This window comes from Chromobacterium sp. CCUG 30098, from assembly GCF_059916605.1.
The window spans coordinates 436,213-457,474 of sequence record NZ_JAUCGS010000002.1; the positions used below are offsets into that span (position 1 = coordinate 436,213).

The window sequence follows — 21,262 nt, forward strand, 5'->3', positions numbered from 1 at the left end:
TACGCGCGGCGAGCCCGCGACTCGCTCCGGAAAGGAGCTTTTTTGATGCAGTGGCCTTTTGAAGCCTTTATCGGCCTGCGTTATCTGCGGGCCAAGCGCCGCAACGGTTTCATTTCCTTCATTTCCCTGATTTCCATCGTCGGCATCGCCCTGGGCGTGGCCGCGCTGATCATCGTGCTGTCGGTGATGAACGGCTTCCAGAAGGAAATCCGCGGCCGCATTCTGAGCGTGGCCTCGCATCTGGAGGTGAGCACTTACGACGGCCGGCTGGATCATTGGCGGCAGGTGGCGCAACTGGGCGGCGCGCAGCCGCATGTGCTGGCCGGCGCGCCCTTCGTCAACAGCCAGGGCCTGTTTACCGCTTACGGCAATGTGCGCGGCGGCCTGGTGCGCGGCATCGAACCGGCGCTGGAGGACAAGGTGGTGGACGTGGGCCAGCACATGGTGACCGGCAAGCTGGAGAATTTGCGCCCCGGCGAGTTCGGTGTGGCGCTGGGCGCGGAGCTGGCGCGCCAGCTCAATGTGGGCCTGGGCGACAAGGTGATGCTCTTCGTGCCGCAGGGCATGATCACGCCGGCGGGCATGTTGCCGCGTTCCAAGCAGTTCACCGTGGTGGGCATCTTCAAGGTGGACATGTTCGAGTTCGACTCCTCCTTGGCGATGGTGAACCTGCGCGACGCACAGGTGTTGTCGCGGATGGGGGACAGCGTCAGCGGCGTGCGCTTCAAGCTGGACGATCCGATGCTGGCGCCCACGGTGAAGCAGGCGCTGCGCGCCAAGCTGCCGCAAAACCTGGTGACGGACTGGACCGACACCAATTCCAATTACTTCCGCGCGGTGCAGATCGAAAAAAGGATGATGACCATCATCCTGACGCTGATCGTGGCGGTGGCGGCGTTCAATCTGGTGTCCACGCTGGTGATGGTGGTGACGGACAAGCAGGCGGATATCGCCATTTTGCGCACCCTGGGCGCGTCGCCGGCCAGCATCATGAAAGTCTTCATGATTCAGGGTTCGGTGGCCGGGGTGCTGGGCACCTTGTCCGGCGTGGCCTCGGGCGTGTTGATCGCCTTGAACCTGGACGTAATCGTGCCGCTGATCGAACGCGTCATCGGCAGCAAGATTTTGTCCAGCGAGGTGTATATGATCGACTACCTGCCGTCCGACGTGCAGTGGGGCGATGTGTCCACCATCACCCTGATTTCCCTGCTGCTGGCCTTGTTCGCCACGCTGTACCCCAGCTGGCGCGCGGCGCGCACGCAACCGGCGGAGGCCTTGCGCTATGAGTAATGTGTTGTCGTGCCAAGGGCTGGGCAAGTCCTATAACGAAGGCAAGCTGCAGCTGACGGTGTTGTCCGATGTCAGCCTGACGGTGGAGAAGGGCGCCAGCCTGGCCATCGTCGGCGCGTCCGGCTCCGGCAAGAGCACGCTGCTGCACCTCTTGGGCGGGCTGGACACGCCCAGCCAGGGCCGCGTGGAGGTGTTGGGGCGGGATCTGGCGACGATGTCCGAGTCGGAGCGCGGCCGGATGCGCAACGCCTCCTTGGGCTTTGTCTATCAGTTCCATCATCTGCTGCCGGAATTCAGCGCGCTGGAAAACGCGATGATGCCGCTGTTGATCCGCCGCATGCCGCGCAAGCAGGCCGAGCGGGAGGCCGGCGAGATGCTGGGCCGCGTGGGCCTGGGCCAGCGCTTGCAACACAAACCGGGCGAACTGTCCGGCGGCGAGCGTCAGCGGGCGGCGATTGCGCGCGCGCTGGTGACCCGGCCCGCCTGCCTGCTGGCGGACGAGCCCACCGGCAATCTGGACGTGCACACCGCCAAGCAGGTTTTCGATCTGATGCTGGAGCTGAACCGCACGCTGGGCACCAGCCTGATCATCGTCACCCACGATCTGGAGCTGGCGGCGCGCACTCAGCGCACGCTGCGGCTGAACGAGGGCCGGCTGATGGATATGGAGCAGGAGCGCGCGGCCGCCGGCCAGGCGCTTTGATGTTTAGAAACCGGTTCACGCTCCGTCGCAAGGCGAGCGGCGCGTCGGTCCGCCCTTGGCGGCGGCCCCGCTTCTGCTCGCTAGACTTTGAGCCGGTGCTTTGAAAACCGAGCAAACCAACTCTGGGAGAAACCACATTGCTGTTCAAGCGTGAAGAAATCGACTTCGATGCCTTGCTGGATATTTTGCAAACCCCGTCCGGCCTGATGGAGTCGGCGATAGGCGTCTTGTGCGTGTTCATCGCTTTCTATCTGGCCCGTTTCGCCTTCAAACAGTTTTTTGATCACAATCCGGAGCGCTATGAGCGCTTCTTGCCCTATGTGGGCTTCCGCCTGGTGCTGCCGGTGGCGGCGCAGGCGCTGGTGATGCTGTCCCGCTCCGCCTGGGTGCATCTGCTGCACGAGCGCGCGATGGTGCTGCACTTGCTGAGCGCGATGCTGTTCTGGCTGACCCTGATCCGGCTGTGCTGCGCGGTGGTGCGTCAGGCACTGCCCAAGGGGCGTTTCGAACGCCATACCGAGCATTTCCTGGCCACGGTGCTGTGGCTGGGCTTTGTCAGCTGGGCCATCGGCTTCGACATGGTGGTGATCGAGTGGCTGGAATCGATGTCGTTCTCGGTGGGTAAAAGCCGCCTGAACATGTTGACCATACTCAACGGCCTGTTGTGGGTGTCCATCATCGTGGTGGTGGCCTTGTGGGCCAGCCGCCTGATCGAATCCCGCTTGATGAATTTGAAGCATCTGGACCCCAGCTTGCGCATCGTGTTCGCCAAGCTGACCCGCACCGGGCTGCTGATCGCCGCGGTGCTGATCGCGCTGCCGGTGGTGGGCATCGATCTGACTGTGCTGTCGGTGTTCGGCGGCGCGGTGGGTATCGGCCTGGGTTTCGGCTTGCAGAAGATCGCCAGCAACTTCGTGTCCGGCTTCATCATCCTGCTGGACCACTCCATCCGCATCGGCGACCGGCTGATGGTGGAGAACCGCGTCGGCTACGTGACCAAGATGACTTCCCGCTACGTGGTGCTCAAGGGCGCGGACGGCACCGAGGCGCTGATTCCCAACGATTCGCTGATGTCCAATACCGTGGTCAACCAGTCGTATTCCGACAAGAGCATGTGGACCAGCTTGCCGGTGTCCGTGGCTTACGGCACGGATCTGGACAAGGCGCTGGCGCTGTTGCAGCAGGCGGCCGACCATCCGCGAGTGCAGAAGGACCCGGCGCCGCGCGGCTTCGTCACCTTGTTTGCCGACAGCAGCATCAATCTGGAGCTGGGCTTTTGGGTGGCGGACCCGGAAAACGGTTTCATGGGCTTGAAATCCGATCTGAATATGGCAATCTGGCGGCTGTTCCAGCAACATGGCATACAAATGCCGTTCCCGCAGCGGGAAATCCGCATTCTCAACGATAAGCCGCAAGACTAAGGCAGGGGAGACGCCGCCATGGCAGGCAAACGCTTGGCAATCATAGACGACGACGCCGCGGTGCGGGAGTCGCTGGTATGGCTGCTGGACGGCCAGGGTTATCTGGCCAGCGGCTTCGACAGCGCGGAGGAGTTTCTGGCCTGCCCGGACGGCGGCGACTTCAACGGCATCATCCTGGACCTGCGCTTGTCCGGCATGAGCGGCATCATGCTGCTGGAAAAACTGGCCGGCTGGCCTTACTGTCCGCCGGTGATCATGCTCACCGCCCACGGCGACGTGCCGCACGCGGTGGCGGCGCTGAAGCTGGGCGCGCTGGATTTCATGGAAAAGCCTTTCGACGACGAGCGCTTGCTAGAGCGCGCCGAGGCCGCGGTGCTGCGCGACGAGCAGAACCGCCTGCTGCACGGCCGCCGCAGCAAGGTGTCCGCCGCGCTGTCCTTGCTGACGGACCGCGAACGCGAAGTGATGCAGCTGATCCTCACCGGCAAGCTCAACAAGCAGATCGCCGAGGAACTGACCATCAGCATGAAAACGGTGGAAGTGCACCGCGCCCGCGTGTTCGACAAGATGGGCGTCAAGTCCGCGGTGGAGCTGGCCGGCCTGCTGGCCAGCCAGAGCCCGGCCAACGGAGGCAAGCGCTGATGGGCGACAAACAACCGGTGTCGGTGCTGGTGGTGATTCACACCGCGGACGGCCAGGCGCTGTTGATCGAACGCGCCGACAAGCCTGGCTACTGGCAATCCGTGACCGGCAGCCGCGAAGGCGAGGAAGCCTTGCGCGACACCGCGTTGCGCGAACTGGCCGAGGAAACCGGCCTGATCCTGGCGCGCGACGACGCCCGGCTCAGCGACTGGGGCCTGGTCAACCGCTACGAAATCTATCCGCACTGGCGCCACCGTTATCCGGACGGCGTCACCCACAACGACGAGCATGTGTTCGGCCTGTGCCTGGAGCGGCCGCAGACGGTGACGCTGGCGCCGCGCGAGCATCTGGCCCAGCTCTGGCTGCCGTGGGACGCGGCCGCCGACAAGGTGTTTTCGCCGTCCAACGCCGAGGCGCTGCGGCTGCTGCCGCACAGGCTGGCGCCGGCGACGGCGCGGCCATGAAGCCGCTGATCTGGCTGGCCGAGGACGAGGCCGGCATCGCCGACACCCTGATTTACACGCTGGAGACGGACGGTTTCGACGTCGAGTGGTTCGAGCGCGGCCTGCCGCTGCTGGAGCGGCTGGAGCGGGCCGTCCCGGCGCTGTGCATCCTGGACGTGGGCCTGCCGGACATCAACGGTTTCGATCTGTGCCGCCGCTTGCGCGAGCGCGCCGATGTGCCGCTGATGTTCCTGACCGCGCGCAGCGAGGAAATGGACCGCATCATCGGCCTGGAGATCGGCGCCGACGACTATGTGGCCAAGCCGTTTTCGCCGCGCGAAGTCAGCGCCCGCGCGCGCACCATCCTGCGGCGCTACGCCAAGGGCCAGGCGCCGGCCGCCGCGCCGGCGCCCGCCGGTTTCGAACTGGACGAGGCGCGCGCCTGCGTCCATTTCGCCGGCCGCAAGCTGAACCTGACCCGCTACGAATACCTGCTGCTGAAAACCCTGCTGGCGGAGCCGGGCCGGGTGTTTTCGCGCCAGCAGCTGATGGAACGGGTGTGGCGCGACGCCGAGGACAGCTTCGACCGCACCGTGGACACCCACGTCAAGACCCTGCGCGCCAAGCTGCGCGACATCGACCCCGACGCCCAGCCCATCCAGACCCATCGCGGCCTGGGTTACAGCCTGGGCGAGTGAGATGCGCTTCGGCCTGCGGCTGTTCCTCGGCTATTTCCTGATCGTGGCGGTGGCCGGCTGGTTCGTGTTGGCCATTTTCACCCAGGAAGTGAAGCCGGGCGTGCGGCGCGCCACCGAGGGCACGCTGGTGGACAGCGCCAATGTGCTGGCCGGCATCGCCGCCGCCGACCTGGCCGACGGCGACATCGCCAAGGGACGCTTGGCCCGCGCCTTCCGCGACAAGGCGCGGCCGCCCATCGCCGCCAATATTTCCGGCATCGTCAAAAACAATATGGAGTTCCGCGTCTATGTCACCGACGCGCGCGGCGTGGTGATCTTCGACTCCAGCGGCCGCGATCTGGGGCGGGACTACTCGCGCTGGAACGACGTCTACCGCACGCTGCGCGGCGAATACGGCGCGCGCAGCACCCGCAGCAGGCCGGACGACGAAAACAGCAGCGTGATGCACGTGGCCGCGCCGGTGCGCCTGGACGGGCGCATTGTCGGCTCGCTGACCGTGTCCAAGCCCAATGTGACGATGGAGCCGGTGATCCGCCGCAGCGAGCGCAAGATCATGCTGGCCGGCGGCGCGCTGCTGGGCGCGGCCTTGCTGATAGGCGCGGTGATGGTGTGGTGGATCAACCGCTCCATCCGCCGGCTGGTGGGCTACGCTGAGGCGGTGGCGGCCGGCCAGCCGGCCAATGTGCCGCGGCTGGGCAGCCCGGAACTGGACAGCCTGGGCCTGGCGGTGGAGGCGATGCGGCGCAAGCTGGAGGGCAAGGCCTATGTGGAAGGCTATGTGCACACGCTGAGCCATGAATTGAAAAGCCCGCTGGCGGCGATACGGGGCGCCGGCGAACTGCTGCGGGAAGACCCGCCGCCGGACACGCGCCGCCGCTTCGTCGACAACATCCTGGCGCAGAGCCTGCGCATGCAGCAGTTGATCGAAAGGCTGCTGTGGCAGGCGCGGGTGGAGTCGCGGCTGCGGCCGGACGCCCAGCCGCTGGACTGGCCGGCCTTGATCGAGGAAACCGTGGACGGCAAGGCGCTGGCCGCCGCCGGGCGCGGCGTGAGCTTGGTTTGCCGGCTGGCGCCGGCCCGGCTGAACGCGGACCGCCTGCTGCTGGCGCAGGCGCTGTCCAATCTATTGGACAACGCGCTGGAGTTCAGCCCGCCGGGCGGCGTCATCGAATTGAGCGGCGCGCCGGAAGAGGGCGGCTATCTGCTCCGCGTGCGCGACCACGGGCCGGGCGTGCCGGATTACGCGCTGGAACGGGTGTTCGAGCGCTTTTATTCTCTGCCGCGGCCAGACAGCGGCAAAAGCACCGGCCTGGGCCTGAGCCTGGTGCGCGAAGTGGCCCAGCTGCACGGCGGCCGCGCCGAACTGGCCAACCACGCCGACGGCGGCGCCGAGGCGCGGCTGTGGCTGCCGGCGGGCTGAGCCCGCTTCGATAGCGAGCGGCTTCGGCCAACTTCACCGAGACTTCACACGGGCTCATTCCCGCTTCATCGCCTGGATTTAGGCTGTCTCCCGTCATGCAACCAGGAGACAAGCGATGAAGAAAAACCCCTTATTGACCAAGATACTGATCCTGCTGGCGCTGTCCTTGGCGCTGCTGGTGCCGGTGAGCGCGATCAGCAATCTGATTTCCGAGCGCAAGCACTACCAGGAAGAAGCGGTGGAAAAAGTGGTGGCCAGCACCAGCGGCGAGCAAACCGTGATCGGCCCGGTGCTGGTGATCCCCTATGTGGAAACCGTGGAGGAGAAACAGAACGGCAAGACGCAAAGCGTCAAGCACGAACTGGAACGCTATGTGCTGCCGCGCCAGCTGGCGGTGGACGGCAAGCTCAAGGTCAGCTCGCGTTCGCTGGGCATTTATCAGGCGCTGATCTTCGGCAGCGAGGCCGGTTTCAGCGGCCATTTCGAGATCCCGCCGCAGCCTGAGCTGCTCAAACCGTCGATTCAGCTGAAAACCCCCTATCTGGCGGTGGGCATCAGCGATCCGCGCGGCATCGGCAAAGTGCCGCAGCTGAGCGCCGGCGGCAAGCCGCATCCTTTCGCGGCCGGCGCCGGCCTGCCGCGGATGAGCGAGGGCATACACGCGCCGCTACCGCAGTTGCTGGACTTCGCCAAGCCGCAGACGCTGCCGTTCGCCTTCCAACTCAATTTGCAGGGCACGCGCAGCATCAGCTATGTGCCGGTGGGCGAGAGCAGCACGCTGAGCCTGACGTCCAACTGGCCGCACCCCAGCTTCATCGGCAACTTCCTGCCGGTGCAACGCAGCGTGGACGCCAAGGGCTTCAAGGCGCAATGGGAGAGCAGCTGGTTCGCCAATAATCTGAACGACCGTTTCCAGCAGGCCGCCTTCAGCGACGGCAAATCCGGCCTGAGCGCCTTGCCGTCCTTCAGCACCGGCCTGGTGCAGCCGGTGGACCAGTACCAGCAGAACGAACGCTCGGTCAAATACGCGGTGCTGTTCATCGGTCTGACCTTCTTGTCATTCTTCCTGCTGGAAACGCTGCGCAGCCTGCGCGTGCACCCCATCCAGTACGTGCTGGTGGGCATGGCGCTGGTGATGTTTTTCCTGATTCTGCTGGCCTTGTCCGAACACCTGGGCTTCGGGCCGGCCTATCTGTTGGCGGCGACGGCCTGCGTCGGACAGATAGGCTTCTACGTCAGCCACATCCTGGGCGGCTGGAAACGAGGCCTGGGTTTCGCCGGACTGATCAGCCTGTTGTACGCGGTGCTGTACGGCCTCTTGCAGTCCGAAGACAACGCCTTGCTGCTGGGCAGCTTGCTGCTCTTCGCCGCGCTGACCGCCATCATGACGCTGACCCGGCGGCTGGATTGGTATCGCTTCTCCGCGCGGAGCGAGGAGGCCGCCGCGCCGCTGGAGCCGCCCCAGCCTTGAGCGCGCCAACGCATTGACAAAAGCATTTTTTGGCTAATTCACAAAACCGACATCATTAGGTAACGCGTTCTCGCTATCGTTTTCCCGCCCGGCCTCATCGCCGGGCAGGGCAAGGGCCTGGGATTCCGCCCCCGGGCCCTTGGTTTTTCACCGCGGCGCGCCGCGCCGCCACAAGACGATTGCACCCCGATGACGCTCACCACTCTTTCGCCCAGCTCCGCCCTTTGGGCGCGCCGGCTGGCCGCCTGTCTGCTGGCGGCCGCGCTCGCCGGCTGCCTGGGCGACAATCAGGACCAAGCCGGCCAACCGGGCAACGGCAATTCCGATCAAACCAAGCCGCCTGCCACGCTGCGCTGCGCGCCCTGAACCCGGATAGCCCGCCATGACCGACACTCCCGTTTCCGCTTCCCGCCGCCAGTTCATCAAGCGCGGCAGCGCGCTGGCCGCCAGTTCCTTGACCTTGTCCCTGCTGCCAGCTTCCATCCAGCGCGCGCTGGCCATTCCCGCCAACAACCGCACCGGCACCCTTCAGGATGTCGAGCACATCGTGATCCTGACCCAGGAAAACCGCGCCTTCGACCATTACTTCGGCAGCCTGGCCGGGGTGCGCGGCTTTGGCGACCGCTTCCCGCTGCCGCTGGCCGACAGCGCCTTGCTCAAGCGCAAGACCGTCTGGTATCAGACCAATCAGGGGAACAGCGCCACGCCGCCGCGAGTGGTGGCGCCGTTCCACCTCAACACCGCCCAGACTTTCGCCTATATGCGGGTGGAAGGCACGCCGCATGTGTGGTCGGACGCGCAATACGCCTGGGGCAAGGGCGTGATGAACGCCTGGCCCACCTATAAGCAGAACCACGCCATGGGCTACTTCAAGGAGACGGACCTGCCGTTCCAGTACGCGCTGGCCAACGCCTTCACCCTGTGCGACGCCTATCACTGCGCGTTTCAGGGCGGCACCAACCCCAATCGCGTGTTCCTGTGGTGCGGCGGCAACGATCCCTTGCAGAAGGGCAAGGGCCCGGTGATCGCCAACGCCTACGACTCCGTCGATTACAACCCCAAGGGCGGCTACACCTTCAGCACCTACGCCGAGCGGCTGGAAGCGGCCGGCGTGAGCTGGAAGATTTACCAGGACATGGCCGACAACTTCACCGACAACCCGGTGGCCGGCTTCCGCAGCTTCCGCGCCGCCTACTTCGGCGAGGCCGGCGCCAAGCCCGCGCTCAAGAGCAAGGGCTTGTCCACCTGGACGCTGGACGATCTGCGTCAGGACGTGTTGGCCAACCGGCTGCCCCAGGTCAGCTACATCGTCGCCACCGCCGACGGCTCCGAGCATCCCGGCCCGTCCAGCCCGGCGCAGGGCGCCGATTACACCGCCCGCGTGCTGGACGCGCTGACCGCCAATCCCGAGGTGTGGAGCAAGACGGTTTTCCTGGTCAATTTCGACGAAAACGACGGCTTTTTCGACCATCTGCCGCCGCCGGCCGCGCCCAGTTATCTGAGCTGGGACGCGGACCCGGCCAAAGCGGTGCTGGCCGGCGCGTCCACCGTGGCCACCGACGGCGAATACCATCATCTGCGCAGCAGCGAAACCGGCAATGAGCGCGCCGACCTGATCCACGTGCCTTACGGGCCGGGGCCGCGGGTGCCGATGTACGTGATCTCGCCGTGGAGCCGCGGCGGCTGGGTCAACTCCCAGGTGTTCGACCACACCTCGGTGATCCGCTTCATCGAACAGCGCTTCGGCGTCAAGGAGCCCAATATCACCGCCTGGCGGCGCGCGGTGTGCGGCGATCTGCTGTCCTGTTTCGACTTCGTCAACCCCAACGCCGAGCTGCCCAAGCTGCCGGCCACCGCCGCGCTGGCGGCGCGGGCGCGCGCCTTGCCCGGCCGCACCAAGCCCAACGCGCCGGCCTTGCCGGAACTGCCGGTCCAGGCCGTCGGCCTGCGCCGCTCGCGCGCCTTGCCTTACGAGCTGCACGCCAGCGCGCGGGTGGACGGCAACGCCGGCGCCGTGGAATTGATCTTCGCCAACAGCGGCAAGGCGGCGGCGGTGTTCCACGTGTACGACCGTCGCCATCTGGACGCGCCGCCGCGCCGCTACGCGGTGGAGGCCGGCAAGCAGCTGTCCGGGCTGTGGCGGGTCAATTACGACGCCAATCTTTACGATTTGTGGGTGCTGGGCCCCAACGGCTTTCATCGCCACTTCAGCGGCGACGCCGGCCAACTGGGCCGCGTGAGCAAGGCGCAGCCGGAGATTCAGGTCTGTTACGACCCGGCCGCCGGCGACGTTTATCTGAAGCTGCACAATAGCGGCCGCGAAAACTGCGAGTTCCTGGTGCGCGCCAACGCCTATGCCAAGACCGACCCGCAGCGCATCACAGTGGGGCCGCAGGGCGAGGCGGTGTTGAACTGGCCGTTGAAAGACAGTCACGGCTGGTACGACGTCAGCGTCAGCGCGCCGGTGTTCCCCGGCTTCAGCCGCCGCTTCGCCGGCCGGGTGGAAACCGGCCGCGACGGTTATAGCGATCCGGCGATGGGCGGCGCGGCGCAGGGCGAGCAGTGGGCCACGTCCTGAGCCGGCCGGTCTTGCCGGTTTAAAACGGGCGGCGCCGACGGCGCCGCTTTTTTAATGGCCCGGCGTGCCCAGGCGCTCGAACCGCATCACCCTGGCCGGCGGCAGATTGCGCCAGACCAGTTGGCTGTCGCGCAGCGCAAAACCCGCGCCCAGCCAGTCCGCCGACGCCTGCAAGGCGTAGCTGAATTGCAGCAGCGCGCCGCCGGCCGGCAATACGCGACGCCATTGTTCGACGATGGCCAAGGCTTCCGCCCGCGGCAGGGAGCGCAGCGGCAGGCTGGAGACGACGGCGTCTATCGCCGCGTGTTCCGGCAATAAGGCCGCCAGCCGCGCGGCGTCGCCCTGTACCACCTGGACCGAGGGAAAACGCTGCCGCAGATGCCGGGCAAAGGCCGGAGAGCGTTCGACCACCCGCAAGCGCTCGCGGCTCAGTCCTTGCGCCAGCAAGGCTTGGGTAATGGCGCCGGTGCCGCCGCCCAGCTCGATCACCAAACCGGTGCCGGACATCGGCGTCTGGGCGGCCATGCACTGCGCCAGGCGCTTGGAACTGGGCCAGACCGCGCCCACCCGGCCGGGCCGGTTTATCCACTCGCGAAGAAACAGGCGGGGAGCGCGGGCGGTCAAATGGGCCCGGCAGACGGCGGGCGCGTTCAGCGCTTTGGCGCAAATGGGGCAAAAGGCGGGGGAGGCTTCGAGTGGATCAGAGCTGCGCATGGGACTTTCTCCGGTTTGACATGCTGGTTTGTCCTGGAGAAGCCATGCTAGAAAACAATGCTTAAGCGCAGCTGAAGCGCCGCGATGATTGTCGCATCGCGGCGCTTTGGGGTTTAACAACCGTTCACGATCTCGCTAGCCGTGCGCAGCTTCCTAGAAGAAGCCCAGCGGCTTGCCGTCAAAGCTCACCAATAGATTCTTGGTTTGCTGATAGTGATCCAGCGCACGCTTGTGGGTTTCGCGGCCGATGCCGGACTTCTTGTAACCGCCGAAGGCCGCGTGCGCCGGGTAGAGATGGTAGCAGTTGGTCCAGACCCGGCCGGCCTTGATCGCGCGGCCGACGCGGTAAGCGCGGTTGATGTCGCGGGTCCACACCCCGGCGCCCAGACCGAACTCGGTGTCGTTGGCGATGGCGACGGCTTCGGCCTCGTCCTTGAAGGTGGCGATGCTGACCACCGGCCCGAAGATCTCCTCCTGGAACACCCGCATCTTGTTATTGCCCTTCAACAAGGTGGGCTGGATGTAATAACCCTGCGCCAGGCCGCCCTCCAGCGGTTCCAGCTTGCCGCCGCTCAGCACCTCGGCGCCTTCCTGGCGCGCGATGTCCAGATAGGACAGGATTTTGTCGAACTGCTGCTGCGAAGCCTGGGCGCCCACCATGGTGTCGGTGTCCAGCGGATCGCCGCGCTTGATCGCCTTCACCTTCTTCAGCACCTCGGCCATGAAGGCCGGATAGATGGATTCCTGCACCAAGGCGCGGGACGGGCAGGTGCAGACTTCCCCCTGATTGAAGAAGGCGAGCACCAGGCCTTCGGCGGCCTTCTCGATGAAGGACGGTTCCGCCTGCATGATGTCTTCAAAGAAGATATTGGGCGATTTGCCGCCCAGCTCCACGGTGGACGGGATGATGTTCTCCGCCGCGCATTGCAGGATGTGACGGCCTACCGGGGTGGAGCCGGTGAAGGCGATCTTGGCGATGCGCTTGCTGGTGGCCAGCGCCTGGCCGGCCTCCTTGCCGAAGCCGTGGACCACGTTGATCACGCCCGGCGGCAGCAGATCGCCTATCACTTCCATCAGCACGGAAATGCCCAGCGGCGTTTGTTCCGCCGGTTTCAGCACCACGCAGTTGCCGGCGGCCAGCGCCGGCGCCAGCTTCCACGCCGCCATCAGGATGGGGAAGTTCCACGGGATGATCTGGCCCACCACGCCCAGCGGCTCGTGGATGTGATAGGCCATGGTGTTGTGATCGATTTCCGCCGCCGTGCCTTCCTGGGCGCGGATGCAGCCGGCGAAATAGCGGAAATGATCGGCCGCCAGCGGGATGTCGGCGTTCAGCGTCTCGCGCACCGGCTTGCCGTTGTCCCAGGTTTCGGTGACGGCCAGCACCTCCAGATTGGCTTCGATGCGGTCGGCGATCTGCAGCAGCAGATAGGAACGTTCTTGCGCCGAGGTCTGGCCCCAGGCGTCGGCGGCCGCGTGGGCGGCGTCCAGCGCTTTGTCGATGTCGGCGGCGTCGGAGCGCGGAAACTCGGCGATAGGCTGGCCGTTCACCGGCGAGGTGGTGGTGAAATGCTGGCCGTTGACCGGGGACGTGAACTCGCCGCCGATATAGTTGCCGTAGCGGGGCTTGAAGGCGATCAACGCGCCGGGCGTGCCGGGGTGAGCGTAACGCATGGTGTTTCTCCTGTTGTGGATAGACCGCTTGCCGCGCAAGCTTGGGCGCGCAGCAGGGCATTGTAGAATGCGATGCGTCAGTTCGGGCGTGTCACCTGTCCTATTGGCCGTGTCGTTCAAAGGCGGCGGCGCCATCGCCGCCGGCCTGTCTTGACGGGCCGGATCTGGCGGTGGCGGGTTGGGAAATGGTCCAGTCCTCCGCGCGTCGTGAAGCGTGGCGCGCAGAGTTGGAGGCAAGGCATCAGCCGTAGCCGCGCTGTTTCAGCGCCAGATAGAGCATGGCCGCGTTGATGGCGTCGTTGAGCGCGTCGTGGCGCGGCGGCGCGGGCATGTCCAGATCCCGGCAGATGCTGGCCAGCCGCAAATCGATGTGGGCGTCCGGGTTCTGTCTCAGTTTGTAGTCGTAATAGCGGCCGGAAATCTCGATGCGCCGCTGAGGCAGCGGCACGCCCAGCCAGGGACGGACGTAGCGGTTGAGCACGGCCAGGTCGTATTCCAGGTAATAGCCCAGCAGCGGCCGGCCGCCGATGAAGTCCAGCAGCAGACGCACGGCGTCCCGGGCCGCCAGGCCCTGGCTGACGTCGATGGGCCGCAGGCCGTGGATGCGCACATTGTCCGCCTGCGGCGCGCGCTCCGGCCGCACCAAGAGATAGAGCGCCTCGCTGGCGAGGATGCGGTTGCCGCGCAGCTTGACCGCGCCTATGGACAGCAGCTCGGCTTCCGCCGGATTCAGGCTGGTGGTTTCGCAGTCCAGGCTGACCAGCTCGTCCGGGTGTTCGCTATACATGCCGGCGTAGGCTGGGTCGCGCAGCCGGCGGCGTTGCCATTGGCGCAGCAGGGCGGACAGCATCAGAAACTGCCCAGCCGGTAATGGTGGCGCAACTGCGTCTTGAATCGTTTGACCACGCCCAGCGCGTCTTTGAGCAGGTCCCGTTCCAGCGAGGACAATTTGTCCGGCTCCAGCAGATTGTCGGCCGCCTTGCCGGCGCTCATCCGTTCCAGCCCTTGTTCCAGTCTCAGTTGCATCAGATAGGACAGCGCCTCGCCCGCGTCCTCGGCCAGGCCTCGCTCCAGCCGTCCCTGAGCTGCCAGCGCCTGCAGTCTTTGCTGTGAATTGTTCTCGCTCACCCCGTATTCCAGCGCCAGCGCGCGGATGCCGTGCACCAGCGGAAAGATGCCGCCTTTTTTCAGGTCCAGCGCCGCGCGGCCGTCGCGCTCGCGGGTTTGCAGATGGGAGAACAGGCCCAAGGGGGTGTCGAATTGTTCGATGGCGCGAGCGAAGCGGGAGAAGAAGCCGGCGTCGTCGCGCAAGGTGGCGCGCAGATAGTTTTGCGCGTCTTCCAGCAGCGCGGCGTCGCCGCAGACGGCTTCCGCGTCCACGAAGATGGCCAGCCGCATCAAGGCGTCTCCGTCCGGACTGTGCACCCAGCGGTGCAGGCGGTCGCGCAGCTCGGCGCCGCTGAAGCGCCAATCCGGGTGGCTCAGCATGATGTTGCCGGGACAGGGCGGGTAGCCGAAGCGGGACAGCGCGGCGGAAAAGGCCTGGCAGCTGGCTTCCAGTTGCGGCCAGGGCGCGCCGTCGCGCAGCAGCAGCGCGTTGTCCTGGTCGGTTTTGAGTATCTGTTCGCCGCGGCCTTCCGAACCCAGCACCAGCAGGCAGCTGTTGGCCGCCAGCTCCGGCGGCGCGATCAGCCGCCAGGCGCGGGCGAACAGGCGGGCGTTGAGGCTTTGCACCAGCCGGCCCAGTTGCAGCGCCTTGACGCCGTGGCCGGACAGAATGCGCACCAGCCGCGGGATCTGCTCCGCCACTTCCGTCAGTTCGTCCAGCGTTGCCGCGCGCTCCAGCCGCTGCGCGATCAAGTGGGAGTGATTGGAAAAATAGGACAGCACGTCCACCTGGGCCAGCATGGCCACCGGCTCGCCGCGCTCGGTCACCACCAGGCGCCGCAAATTGCGCCGCGTCATCAGCAATAGGGCGTTGAACAGGAAGTCGTCTATGTCTATGGTCAGCAGCTCGTACTGGCAGTATTCCGCCGCCGGCGCGTCCGAAGGCACGCCGTTCAGCACGATGTCGCGAAAGTCCGTGGTGGTGAGGATGCCCAGCCGCCCGTCGCCGCGCAGCAGCACGGACTTGGATTTGTGTTCCTTCATCGCCGCCGCCGCGTCGCGCAGGCTGGCGCCGGCGTCCACGAACACCGGCTGGCGTCCGCCGGCGTCGCGCACGGTGGCCGCCAGCAGGGTTTGCAGTTCTCGCTGGCCGGCGCCTTGCGCCAGCCGGCCCAGCTTTTCCGACACGCTGGCGTAAAAGTAGGCGCCGAAGCGCGGGTTGCTCTCGGTCAGCGCCAGCACTTCGGCGCGCGGCAGGCTGTAGAGCAGCGCTTCCTCCTGGACGATGAAGCGGTGGCGGGTCTGGCCGGCGGCGGTGGCGCGGGCGTCGAAGCCGTCCTGCGCCCGGTACAGCGCGACGACCTCGTCGCCGGCCATTTCCCTGACCACGCCTTTGATCACCACGTATAGGGCGGTGACCGGCGCGTCCGGCGCCAGCACGGTTTGCTCGTCGGCGTAGAACAGGATGTCGGCGCAAGCCTCCAGCCTCAGGCGTTCGTCCGGGCTCAGGGCGTCGAATGGGGCGTGGCTGAAGTCGAATCGCTGCATGGCGGGCCTCGCGGAACAAGACATTGCCGCCAGCATAACACCGGCGGCAAGGGCTTGTCGGCGGGCGCTCAGCCCGGCAGGTGCTGCAGCAGCGGAGAGCCGTCGCGGAACAGCAGCAGCTCGCCGGGGACGAGCGGCGTCCAGCTTTCGTTGTCCGTCAGCGGCTGGGTGGCGATCACCGCCACGCGGTCATGCGGGGTGGTGACCGAGGCGAAATCCACGCTGACGTCGTCGTCCACCAGGTGAGCGGTGTTGAACGGCGCCTGGCGGATGATGTAGTGCAGATGGGTGGAGCAGTGGGCGAACAGCGCCTCGCCGTTGCTCAGCATGAAGTTGAACACGCCGTGGCTGGAGATCTCCGCCGCCAGTCGCGCCACTTCGGCGAACAAATCGTCCAGCTGAGGTTGCTGGCACCATTTGGCGCGCAGCCGTTCCATCAGGTGGCAGAAGGCCCGCTCGGAGTCGGTGCTGCCCACCGGGTTGTAATGGCAGCCGGCCTCGGGCTGGAAGTTTTCCAGGTTGCCGTTGTGGGCGAAGATCCAGTAACGGCCCCACATCTCGCGCATGAAGGGGTGGGTGTTGGCCAGATTGACTTCGCCCTGGGTGGCCTTGCGGATATGGGCGATCACGTTTTCCGATTTGATCGGATAGTTGCGCACCAGATTGGCCACCGGCGATTCCACCGACGGTTTGTCGTCCAGGAAGATGCGGCAGCCCTTGCTCTCGAAAAAGGCGATGCCCCAGCCGTCGGCGTGGTGGTCGGTCTGGCCGCCGCGGCGGTGAAAGCCTTCAAAGGAGAACAGGATATCGGTTGGGGTATTGCAATTCATGCCCAGTAACTGGCACATGGTTTCTGATTCCACGGTAAAGAGGTTGTCATGGCCGGCCCGCGCCGGCTGCGGTTTTGTTACAGAGCTTAGGCGATAAGCGGGGCCGCGGCAATCCCGCCGCGCCGGCCGTGGAGCCCGGGCGCGGCGGGAAAAGCGAAGCTCAGGCCGTCGAACGGACGAGGCCGCGCAGCTTGGCCCAGCCGCCCTGGCTCAGGCTGACGCCGAGCAGGATCAGGCCGCCGCCCAGCCAGTGGTAATCGTGAATGGTTTCGCCCAGCAGCGCGCTGGCGATCACGGCGGTGAACAAGGGCAGCAAATTCATGAAGATGGCGGTGCGCTCGCTGCCCAGGCCCTGAATGCCGCGCATCCACAGATAGGGCGCCAGCACCGAGGAGGCGATGCCGGCGAAGGCGACCAGGCCCGCGCCTTGCGGCGGCACCGCCAGGCTGTCCGCGCTCAGCGCCACCGGCACCAGCATCAACACCGCCAGCAGCACCTGGATGTAAAGATTGGTCCAGCTGCCGAAGGGCGGCGCCCAGCGGCGCAGCAGAATGCCGTACAGCGCGTAGGAGAGCGAACCCACCAGCATCAGCGCGTCGCCGCGGTTGACGCCGCCGCTGAGCAGCTCCAGCGGCCGCCCCTGGCCCAGCAGATAGAGCACGCCCAGCAAGGACACCGCCACGCCGAACAGCGCGTGAGCGCCCACCGGCTGGCGGAAGGCGACGGCGTTCAGCGCCAGCCCCAGCAAGGGAATCAAGGCGCAGATCACGCCCATATTGGTGGCGCTGGTGCTGTGCGCGGCGTAATAAGCCAGGCATTGGTACATCACCATGCCGAGCGCGGCCAACACGGCGAAGCGGCCCAGCCAGGGACGGATGGCGCGCCATTGGCGCAGCGCCGGCCGCAGGCTCAAGGGGGTGAGAATCAGCGCGGCCAGCAGCCAGCGGTAGAAGGAGATGGCGGCGGGGTCCAGCGCCTGGGCCGCGGCCTTGGACACCACGGTGTTGGCGGACCAGATCAGCACGGCCAGCATGGGAAACAATGAATACATGGGATGGCTCCGGATGCGGCTTTCGTCCGATCGGGCGGGCGAGAGCACAGAAAAGCATTGACAGTGCGCAGTGTAGCGCTGTCTGATTCAATGCATATAACGCAAACCAGACAAGACGATAGCGGGAAACCGACAAATTGGACTATTCCGAACTGGACCAGGGCTTGCCGGCGCCGGCGCCGATCCATCTGCGCTACGACCAGCTGACGCCGCAGACCGAGTTCTCGCCGCACAGCCACCCTTGGGGGCAGTTGAACTGCATCAGCCTGGGGGTGATCGAGTTGAGCCTGATCGAAGCCGGTCAGGCCGAACGCGCGCTGGCGGCGCCGGCGGAGTTTCTGATCTGGGTGCCGGCCGGGGTGCGCCACTCCGCCTCGGTGCGCCAGGCGATGCGCTACACCTCGGTCTACGTCGGCGCGGAGGAAGCCGCCGGGCTGCCCGCCCACCCCTGCCTGATTCCGCAAACGCCCTTGCTGCGCGCGCTGCTGGATGACTTCTGCCAGCGCGGCGTTACCGCGATCCGGGACCCGTGGGACCGGCGTCAGGCCGAGCTGCTGCTGGCGCGGCTGGCCCAGGCCGGCCACCAGGACAGCTATCTGCCGGACAGCCGGCATCGTCAGCTGGCGCCCATTCTGGCCGCCATCCGCGACAATCCGGCCGACGCGGCCACGCTGGCGCAGTGGGCGCGGCGCGTGCACGGCACCGAGCGCACGCTGGCGCGCCATTTTCAACGCGAGCTGGGCATGAGCTTTGTCCAGTGGCGCAACCGGGTGCGGCTGCTGCGGGCCCTGGCCTGGCTGCGCGAGGGGCGGGCGGTGCAGGACATCGCCGCCGATCTGGGCTACGGCACCGCTTCCGCCTTTATCGCCATGTTCAACAAGCAGTTGGGCTATTCCCCGGAGCGTTACCGGCGCTTGCTGACCGACGGCGCGCCTTGAGGGAGCTTGTTGCCCGTTTGGCATTGCGGCACACTGGAATGATTGTCAATCATAGAACCAGCCTTCTACGCCCCAAGCCATGAGCAAGAAAATCAAACAACTGGCCCGCCAATTGGGCGACGGCTGGAAGCTGCGCCGCCGCTTGCGGCAGGCCAGCGCGCTGAATTTCGCCTTCTCCGAGCGCATAGACTTTTTGAACGGACAACACTGGGATCAGCTGGCGGCCCGGCACGGGCTGCTGATGTCCCGCGATTACTGGCGCGCGCTGGAGCGGTCCGAGCTCGCCCATTTCGAAGTGCGCTACGCGCTGGCCTATCGCGACGGCGAGCCGGTGGCGGCGGTGGCGATGCAGCTGTTGGAAGTCAGCCTGGAAACCCTGCACGCCCATCCCGGGCCGCGGCCGGAAGGCTCGCTGCGCGCGGCGCTGGCGCAAAATCTCAAGCCCAAGCTGCGGCAACGGCTGCTGGTCTGCGGCAATATGCTCAGCTACGGCCTGGACGGCGCGGCCTTCGCCGCCGATCTGGACCCGCAGACCCGCTGGCAGGCGGTGGCGGAGATTCTCTACCGCATCCGCCGCGCGGAGAAGCTGAACGGCCAGATCGACTTCGTGCTGGTCAAGGACATGGACGAAACGGCGCGGGAAGACAGCCGGGCGCTGGGCAAGCTCAGCTACAGCACCCTGGAGACGGAACCCAATATGGTGTTGCCGCTGGCCGAGGACTGGCGCGTTTACGACGACTACCTGGCCGGCATGACCTCCAAATACCGCAGCGCCATCCGCCAGCAGATCTTCAAGCCCGTGGAAGCCGCCGGCTGCGAGATCGGCGTGATGACGCCGGAACAGGTGGACGCGCAGGCGGAGCGGATGCAAGCGCTTTACCTGGCGGTGCAAGACAATGCCACGCTGCGGCCGGTGACGGTGAGCGCCGACTACTGGCGGCGGATGGCGGCGCTGGGGTCGGAGCGGGCGGAACTGCGCGGCTTGTGGCGGAACGGCGCGCTGCTGGGCTTCCTGCTGGTCTTGAAAGACGGCGCGGAAGTCACCGCCGCGCAGATAGGCTTCGACCGCGCCGCGGCCAAGGAGCTGCCGCTTTACCTGCGCCTGCTGCACACGGCGATCGAGTCGGCCTTGGCCGCCGGCGGACGGCGGGTGATCTTCGGCCGCACCGCGCTGGAACCCAAGGCGAGGATGGGCTGCCAGCCTGTGCCCACCTCGCTGTGGATACGCCATCGCCAGCCTGTGCTCAATTCGCTGATCCGCAGCAGCTTCGGCATCGTCCAGCACGAGGACGCGCCGACGATCAATCCCTTCAAAAAATAATGGCCCAGCCCTTCGCGCCGCGCGGCGGGGAGGGCGTGTGCATCTTGGTCGCGGAAAGGACCTGATATGACTCAAACGGCGAGCGCCGCCGCGGCACCCGCGCGCAAACTGAACCGGAACGATTGCAAGACGCTGGGCCTGGCTTCGCTGGGCGGCGCGCTGGAATTTTACGACTTCATCATTTACGTGTTCTTCGCCCTGGTCTTGGGCAAGCTGTTCTTCCCCCACGACATTCCGGGCTGGCTGCGCCAATTGCAGGTGTTCGGCATTTTCGCCGCCGGCTACCTGGCGCGGCCGCTGGGCGGCATCGTCATGGCTCACTTCGGCGATTTGTTCGGCCGCAAGCGCATGTTCACGCTCAGCATTGTGCTGATGGCCTTGCCGACGCTGGCGATGGGCCTGCTGCCCACGTATCAGAGCATAGGGATATGGGCGCCGATCTTGCTGCTCCTGCTGCGCGTATTGCAGGGCGCGGCCATCGGCGGCGAGGTGCCGGGCGCCTGGGTGTTTGTCGCCGAGCACGCGCCGCCGCGCCGCACCGGCCTGGCTTGCGGCATCATCACCTCGGGGCTGACCATAGGCATTCTGTTTGGCTCCCTGATCGCGATGGCGATGAATCTGTTCTTCACGCCGCAGCAGCTGGAGGACGGCGCCTGGCGGATTCCCTTCTTGATCGGCGGCGTCTTCGGCCTGGTGGCGATGTATCTGCGCCGCTGGCTGCATGAGACGCCGGTGTTCAACGAAATGCAGGCGCGCAAGGCGCTGTCCGCCGAGCTGCCACTGAAGGCGGCCTTGCGCGGCCATCGTCTGGGCATGGCCGTGTCGATGGCGGCCACCGCGATGCTGTCGGTCACCATCGTGGTGGTGATTCTGATGACGCCCACTTTTTTGCAAAAGCAGTTCGGCGTGCCGCCGGTGGAGGCCTTGTCCGCCAACAGCCTGGCCATCATCGCGCTGAGCGTGGGCTGCATCGTCGCCGGCCTGGCGGTGGACCGTTTCGGCGGCGGGCCGGTGTTCACCGCGGGCAGCCTGCTGTTGGGCGTCAGCAGCTGGTGTTTTTACCAGACCATGGGGCATGACGTAAGCTGGTTGCGCCCGCTGTACACGCTGACCGGCTTTTTCGCCGGCATTGTCGGCGCGGTGCCTTTTCTGATGGTGCGCGCCTTCCCGGCGCCCATCCGCTTCAGCGGCCTGTCGTTTTCCTACAATGTGGCTTACGCGGTGGTGGGCGGCTTCACGCCGGTCTTGCTGTCGGTGTGGATGGAGGCCAGCTCGCTGGCGCTGGCCGGCTATCTGATGATTTTCTGCCTGGAGGGGCTGGCGATGGGGGTGTTCCTGCTGGCCTGGGGGGATAGGCCGGGCTTGTCCCATCCGGTGCATTGAAGCGCGCATAGAAAAACGGCGGCGTCGATA

General features: G+C 66.1%; 19 protein-coding genes. 13 read left to right on the plus strand and 6 right to left on the minus strand.

Features of this window, described 5'->3' with window-relative positions; all coding sequences use genetic code 11:
- Positions 1 to 45: 45 nt before the first annotated feature.
- From QUG03_RS07660 to QUG03_RS07705, 10 genes are all read left to right on the plus strand, one after another.
- On the plus strand, positions 46 to 1,290 hold the full coding sequence (locus QUG03_RS07660) for a lipoprotein-releasing ABC transporter permease subunit (RefSeq protein ID WP_107798974.1): 1,245 nt from the start codon (positions 46 to 48) through the stop codon (positions 1,288 to 1,290).
- The gene (gene lolD, locus QUG03_RS07665; protein WP_107798975.1) at positions 1,283 to 1,993 is read left to right on the plus strand and encodes a lipoprotein-releasing ABC transporter ATP-binding protein LolD; all 711 of its coding nucleotides are present in this window, start codon (positions 1,283 to 1,285) and stop codon (positions 1,991 to 1,993) included. The genes QUG03_RS07660 and lolD overlap by 8 nt, the downstream gene beginning before the upstream one ends.
- 137 nt (positions 1,994 to 2,130) lie before the next feature.
- Positions 2,131 to 3,414 (plus strand): mechanosensitive ion channel family protein, encoded by a 1,284-nt coding sequence (locus QUG03_RS07670; RefSeq protein ID WP_235088712.1) that lies wholly within the window; start codon positions 2,131 to 2,133, stop codon positions 3,412 to 3,414.
- Between the two features lie 18 nt (positions 3,415 to 3,432).
- Positions 3,433 to 4,056, plus strand: a complete 624-nt coding sequence (locus QUG03_RS07675) for a response regulator transcription factor (RefSeq protein WP_019100757.1) — start codon at positions 3,433 to 3,435, stop codon at positions 4,054 to 4,056.
- Positions 4,056 to 4,520 carry a dihydroneopterin triphosphate diphosphatase gene (nudB, locus tag QUG03_RS07680; protein WP_107798976.1) on the plus strand — a complete coding sequence of 155 codons (465 nt, stop codon included), beginning with the start codon at positions 4,056 to 4,058 and terminating at the stop codon, positions 4,518 to 4,520. Before QUG03_RS07675 ends, nudB begins: the two co-directional genes overlap by 1 nt.
- On the plus strand, positions 4,517 to 5,197 hold the full coding sequence (gene creB, locus QUG03_RS07685; protein WP_107798977.1) for a two-component system response regulator CreB: 681 nt from the start codon (positions 4,517 to 4,519) through the stop codon (positions 5,195 to 5,197). Before nudB ends, creB begins: the two co-directional genes overlap by 4 nt.
- A gap of 1 nt (position 5,198) precedes the next feature.
- Positions 5,199 to 6,617, plus strand: coding sequence for a two-component system sensor histidine kinase CreC (gene creC / locus QUG03_RS07690; RefSeq protein WP_500819758.1), 1,419 nt, complete (start codon positions 5,199 to 5,201; stop codon positions 6,615 to 6,617).
- Between the two features lie 115 nt (positions 6,618 to 6,732).
- Positions 6,733 to 8,088, plus strand: coding sequence for a cell envelope integrity protein CreD (creD, locus tag QUG03_RS07695; protein ID WP_500819759.1), 1,356 nt, complete (start codon positions 6,733 to 6,735; stop codon positions 8,086 to 8,088).
- A 189-nt stretch (positions 8,089 to 8,277) separates the two neighbouring features.
- The gene (locus QUG03_RS07700; RefSeq protein WP_488905714.1) at positions 8,278 to 8,454 is read left to right on the plus strand and encodes a hypothetical protein; all 177 of its coding nucleotides are present in this window, start codon (positions 8,278 to 8,280) and stop codon (positions 8,452 to 8,454) included.
- A gap of 16 nt (positions 8,455 to 8,470) precedes the next feature.
- Positions 8,471 to 10,666 carry a phosphocholine-specific phospholipase C gene (locus tag QUG03_RS07705; RefSeq protein ID WP_500819760.1) on the plus strand — a complete coding sequence of 732 codons (2,196 nt, stop codon included), beginning with the start codon at positions 8,471 to 8,473 and terminating at the stop codon, positions 10,664 to 10,666.
- A gap of 51 nt (positions 10,667 to 10,717) precedes the next feature.
- On the opposite strand, the gene QUG03_RS07710 is transcribed toward QUG03_RS07705, so the two are convergent.
- From QUG03_RS07710 to QUG03_RS07735, 6 genes are all read right to left on the minus strand, one after another.
- The gene (locus QUG03_RS07710; protein WP_500819761.1) at positions 10,718 to 11,380 is read right to left on the minus strand and encodes a class I SAM-dependent methyltransferase; all 663 of its coding nucleotides are present in this window, start codon (positions 11,378 to 11,380) and stop codon (positions 10,718 to 10,720) included.
- A 153-nt stretch (positions 11,381 to 11,533) separates the two neighbouring features.
- Positions 11,534 to 13,054 (minus strand): acetaldehyde dehydrogenase ExaC, encoded by a 1,521-nt coding sequence (exaC, locus tag QUG03_RS07715; protein WP_500819762.1) that lies wholly within the window; start codon positions 13,052 to 13,054, stop codon positions 11,534 to 11,536.
- Positions 13,055 to 13,295: 241 nt separating this feature from the next.
- Positions 13,296 to 13,904 carry a 3'-5' exonuclease gene (locus tag QUG03_RS07720; protein ID WP_227108331.1) on the minus strand — a complete coding sequence of 203 codons (609 nt, stop codon included), beginning with the start codon at positions 13,902 to 13,904 and terminating at the stop codon, positions 13,296 to 13,298.
- Complete coding sequence (locus QUG03_RS07725; RefSeq protein ID WP_253314266.1) at positions 13,904 to 15,709, minus strand: putative nucleotidyltransferase substrate binding domain-containing protein; 1,806 nt, start codon at positions 15,707 to 15,709, stop codon at positions 13,904 to 13,906. Before QUG03_RS07725 ends, QUG03_RS07720 begins: the two co-directional genes overlap by 1 nt.
- A 68-nt stretch (positions 15,710 to 15,777) precedes the next feature.
- Positions 15,778 to 16,557: a class II glutamine amidotransferase gene (locus QUG03_RS07730; RefSeq protein ID WP_107798984.1), complete on the minus strand. Its 780-nt coding sequence runs from the start codon at positions 16,555 to 16,557 to the stop codon at positions 15,778 to 15,780.
- A 142-nt stretch (positions 16,558 to 16,699) separates the two neighbouring features.
- Positions 16,700 to 17,590, minus strand: coding sequence for a DMT family transporter (locus QUG03_RS07735; RefSeq protein WP_488905718.1), 891 nt, complete (start codon positions 17,588 to 17,590; stop codon positions 16,700 to 16,702).
- Positions 17,591 to 17,727: 137 nt separating this feature from the next.
- On the opposite strand from QUG03_RS07735, the gene QUG03_RS07740 reads away from it, so the two are divergent.
- From QUG03_RS07740 to QUG03_RS07750, 3 genes are all read left to right on the plus strand, one after another.
- On the plus strand, positions 17,728 to 18,528 hold the full coding sequence (locus tag QUG03_RS07740; RefSeq protein WP_227108334.1) for an AraC family transcriptional regulator: 801 nt from the start codon (positions 17,728 to 17,730) through the stop codon (positions 18,526 to 18,528).
- Positions 18,529 to 18,607: 79 nt separating this feature from the next.
- Positions 18,608 to 19,849, plus strand: coding sequence for a GNAT family N-acetyltransferase (locus tag QUG03_RS07745; protein ID WP_500819763.1), 1,242 nt, complete (start codon positions 18,608 to 18,610; stop codon positions 19,847 to 19,849).
- Between the two features lie 66 nt (positions 19,850 to 19,915).
- Complete coding sequence (locus tag QUG03_RS07750; RefSeq protein WP_500819764.1) at positions 19,916 to 21,232, plus strand: MFS transporter; 1,317 nt, start codon at positions 19,916 to 19,918, stop codon at positions 21,230 to 21,232.
- The last annotated feature ends 30 nt before the right edge of the window (positions 21,233 to 21,262 follow it).

Bases quoted from the DNA above. Each gene is read 5' to 3' on its own strand.
- QUG03_RS07660 (WP_107798974.1), top strand. From the start codon at position 46: ATGCAGTGGCCTTTTGAAGCCTTTATCGGCCTGCGTTATCTGCGGGCC.
- lolD (WP_107798975.1), top strand. From the start codon at position 1,283: ATGAGTAATGTGTTGTCGTGCCAAGGGCTGGGCAAGTCCTATAACGAA.
- QUG03_RS07675 (WP_019100757.1), top strand. From the start codon at position 3,433: ATGGCAGGCAAACGCTTGGCAATCATAGACGACGACGCCGCGGTGCGG.
- nudB (WP_107798976.1), top strand. From the start codon at position 4,056: ATGGGCGACAAACAACCGGTGTCGGTGCTGGTGGTGATTCACACCGCG.
- creB (WP_107798977.1), top strand. From the start codon at position 4,517: ATGAAGCCGCTGATCTGGCTGGCCGAGGACGAGGCCGGCATCGCCGAC.
- creC (WP_500819758.1), top strand. From the start codon at position 5,199: ATGCGCTTCGGCCTGCGGCTGTTCCTCGGCTATTTCCTGATCGTGGCG.
- creD (WP_500819759.1), top strand. From the start codon at position 6,733: ATGAAGAAAAACCCCTTATTGACCAAGATACTGATCCTGCTGGCGCTG.
- QUG03_RS07700 (WP_488905714.1), top strand. From the start codon at position 8,278: ATGACGCTCACCACTCTTTCGCCCAGCTCCGCCCTTTGGGCGCGCCGG.
- QUG03_RS07705 (WP_500819760.1), top strand. From the start codon at position 8,471: ATGACCGACACTCCCGTTTCCGCTTCCCGCCGCCAGTTCATCAAGCGC.
- QUG03_RS07710 (WP_500819761.1), bottom strand. From the start codon at position 11,380: ATGCGCAGCTCTGATCCACTCGAAGCCTCCCCCGCCTTTTGCCCCATT.
- exaC (WP_500819762.1), bottom strand. From the start codon at position 13,054: ATGCGTTACGCTCACCCCGGCACGCCCGGCGCGTTGATCGCCTTCAAG.
- QUG03_RS07720 (WP_227108331.1), bottom strand. From the start codon at position 13,904: ATGCTGTCCGCCCTGCTGCGCCAATGGCAACGCCGCCGGCTGCGCGAC.
- QUG03_RS07725 (WP_253314266.1), bottom strand. From the start codon at position 15,709: ATGCAGCGATTCGACTTCAGCCACGCCCCATTCGACGCCCTGAGCCCG.
- QUG03_RS07730 (WP_107798984.1), bottom strand. From the start codon at position 16,557: ATGTGCCAGTTACTGGGCATGAATTGCAATACCCCAACCGATATCCTG.
- QUG03_RS07735 (WP_488905718.1), bottom strand. From the start codon at position 17,590: ATGTATTCATTGTTTCCCATGCTGGCCGTGCTGATCTGGTCCGCCAAC.
- QUG03_RS07745 (WP_500819763.1), top strand. From the start codon at position 18,608: ATGAGCAAGAAAATCAAACAACTGGCCCGCCAATTGGGCGACGGCTGG.
- QUG03_RS07750 (WP_500819764.1), top strand. From the start codon at position 19,916: ATGACTCAAACGGCGAGCGCCGCCGCGGCACCCGCGCGCAAACTGAAC.